The organism is Desulfobacter sp. (genome assembly GCF_050177295.1).
The window spans coordinates 1-2,933 of sequence record NZ_JBFXHE010000496.1 but is presented as its reverse complement, the minus strand read 5'-3'; the positions used below and the strand labels follow the sequence as shown (position 1 = coordinate 2,933).

The window sequence follows — 2,933 nt, the reverse complement described above, 5'->3', positions numbered from 1 at the left end:
TCCACAAACACGGCGGCAGGGGCCATGCAGCCGAAATCAACGGCAGTTCCGGCCCAGTCCAGGACAATGGCCTGGACCGGACCTGTATATGCTTCTTTTCTTATAAACAGACTCATACATCACTCCTTTTTAATCCCTGACAGGGAATTGGCGGGTTAAATAAGACCCGAAATCATATTCAGGCCCTACCCCTCTTTCCAGGCCTGGGTTCTTGCCTTGAGTTTTTTTGTACACAACAAAAAGAGCAGGCGCACCACAATATTGGTGAAAACGACCAGAACGGACATGGCACAGGCAGATGCGGTGTCCCCGGCATCATCCATGTTGGCAATGGCCACCGAGGCCAGGGGGATATCTGCGGAATAGAGAAAAATCACCGCCGATACCGTGGCCATGGAATTGACAAAGTAGTAGGAAGCCACCTCCAGCACCGCCGGCAGCGACACCGGCAGGGTGATCCTGAACAGCGTTTTGTAAAACGGCACCCCCATGGCGTCCGAGACATGTTCAAATTCAATGTCCATCTGTTTGAGCGCCGTGGAGGCCGTTAAAAACCCCATGGTGTAGAAATGGACAATATTGGACAGCACTAAAATGGCCATGGTGCCGTACAGAAAATTAAAGGGATTGGGGACAAACATCCTGAAAAGATCCCAGCCCCGGGCATTGTAGAAAAAGATATAGGCCAGGCCGATGACAAGCCCGGGAAGCGCCAGGGGCAGAATGGACAGGAAATAAACAGTATGGCGGCAGCGGTCCCAGACCCTGACCTTTTCCACCAGAAAGGCGGTGAAAAAGGTGACCGCCGTTCCCAGAACCGCCGAATACAGGCCCATGCGCATGGAGTTGAAAAAGGCGGCATACCCGCCCCCGCCCATGCCGGTGAACCGGTAATGGGACAGCCCCAGGGAAAGTTTATAAGGCCACACCTTGACCAGGGAGGCGTAAAGCGCTGTGCCGTAAAAGGCCAGGATTGAAAAGACCACAATGCCGCAGCAGGCCAGGGCCAGATTATCCCGCAACGCATCGGGTTTGTTGACCAGGGGCACGGATTTGGCCGCAATCATGGCCACCTGGCGCTGCTGGATGATCCGGTCGATGATAAATGCCATGCAGGTGGGAATGAGCAGCACCATGGAGACCACAGCCCCCATGATAAAATTCTGCTGGCCGATTACCTGTTTATAAATATCAGTGGCCAGGATGTTGAAGTTGCCGCCCACCACTTTGGGCGCACCGAAATCAGTGAATGCCAGGATGAAACAGACAAAAAATGCAGACACCAGTCCGTATTTGATACCGGGCAGGGTTACGGTGAAAAAGGTGCGCACCCGGCCGGCCCCAAGGGAGGCCGCAGCCTCATAAAGCCTTGCGTCGGTCACGGCCAGGGCAATGGATAAAATCAGCATGGCCTGGGGAAAGGTGTAGATCACTTCCGAGACAATAATCCCGAAAGAGCCGTACAGCGGCAGCTTTATCCCGGGAATGGCCCCGAAAAAACCGGTGGTGATCAGCCCCTTGCGGCCAAACAGATAGATCAGGGCAATGCCGTTAAGCAATGTGGGGGCAAACAGCGGCATCAGGGCCAGGGATTTAAACAGCCACTTGGCCGGCATGCAGGTCCGTGTCAGGCACCAGGAAAATGCAAATCCCAACGACACGGCAATGGCCGTGGTGGCAAAGGCCACCATCAGACTGTTGCCGATGGACCGGGACAGTGAAGGTGACTTGAAATAGGCCACAAAGTTGGCAAGGCCCGCAAAATTGCCCTGGTTATCTGACAGGCTTTTGAGCAACAAGGTACCCAGGGGCAACACCACCACCACAATAAGCCACACCAGGGCCAGAAGAATCAGCACCCGTTTGACCGCTTCGCTTCCCAGGATCTGATCCGGTCTCTGATCCAGTCCCTGATTCAGAATCCGGCCCGGGCCCGGACCGCCGCCAGGACCATCCATGACCCCGGCCCGGCTATCCATGGCACCGGACCGCCTGGGGCGGGTCTGTGTCAACCCAGTCAGAGGATTCAAGACCGGACCGGCCGTACACCATCACACGGTCCGGGGGAAAAACCAGATGGACCGGCCGGTCCACGGTGAGCCCCAGGGTTGCAACCACCTCACCCGGCACATCCACATTTACCAGGGGCAATCCCCGGGTCTGGAGGGAAAATGCTAGTCTAAAAATGTGACCCCGGTACTCCATGGTTTTCAGCACAGCGGGAAACGCGTTCTGCCCTGCCTTGTCCAGTTTTTTCACCTTGATATCCTCGGGCCGGATGGCCAGGGTCGCCGTGTCCGCATCCCCAAGGTCCAAAGCCTGGCTGCTGCCCGGGGCCTTGATTGTTTTTCCGGCCACCTCAAAAAAGTGGTCCCCTACCCTGGCAGCGCCTTTAAAAAAATTCATGGAGCCGATGAATGAGGCCACAAACGGCGTGGCAGGGGTCTGGTAAATCTGTTCCGGGGTGCCGTCCTGGATCAGTTTTCCGCCGTTCATGACCAGGACCCGGTCAGCCATGGTCAACGCCTCTTCCTGGTCATGGGTGACCATGATGGTGGTGACCCCCAGTTTTTGCTGAAGCATGCGGATCTCCCGGCGCAGACGGACCCGCACCCGGGCGTCCAGGGCAGACAGGGGCTCGTCCAGCAAGAGCAGATCCGGCGAAAGCGCCATGGCCCTGGCCAGGGCCACCCGCTGCTGCTGTCCGCCGGAGAGCTGGGAAGGAAACTTATGGCCCATACCGGTGAGACCGGTTAAGTCCATGAGGCCTGCCACCTTTTTGTTGATCTGATGCCTGGAAAACCGCCCCCGAAGGCCGTAGGCAATATTTTTCTCTGCATTCAGATTGGGAAACAGGGCATAGGATTGAAATACAATGCCCACATTCCGCTTGGAAACCGGCATGCCTGTGACATCGCGCCCATTGATCAGCA

General features: G+C 56.4%; 2 protein-coding genes. Both read right to left on the bottom strand.

The features are described from left to right. Positions 1-185 precede the first annotated feature (185 nt). Positions 186-2,012 carry a putative 2-aminoethylphosphonate ABC transporter permease subunit gene (locus AB7U36_RS21645; protein WP_428161682.1) on the bottom strand — a complete coding sequence of 609 codons (1,827 nt, stop codon included), beginning with the start codon at positions 2,010-2,012 and terminating at the stop codon, positions 186-188. After that, the coding region (locus AB7U36_RS21640) for an ATP-binding cassette domain-containing protein (protein ID WP_428161681.1) at positions 1,972-2,933 on the bottom strand (962 nt) is incomplete at its 5' end. The genes AB7U36_RS21645 and AB7U36_RS21640, both read right to left, overlap by 41 nt.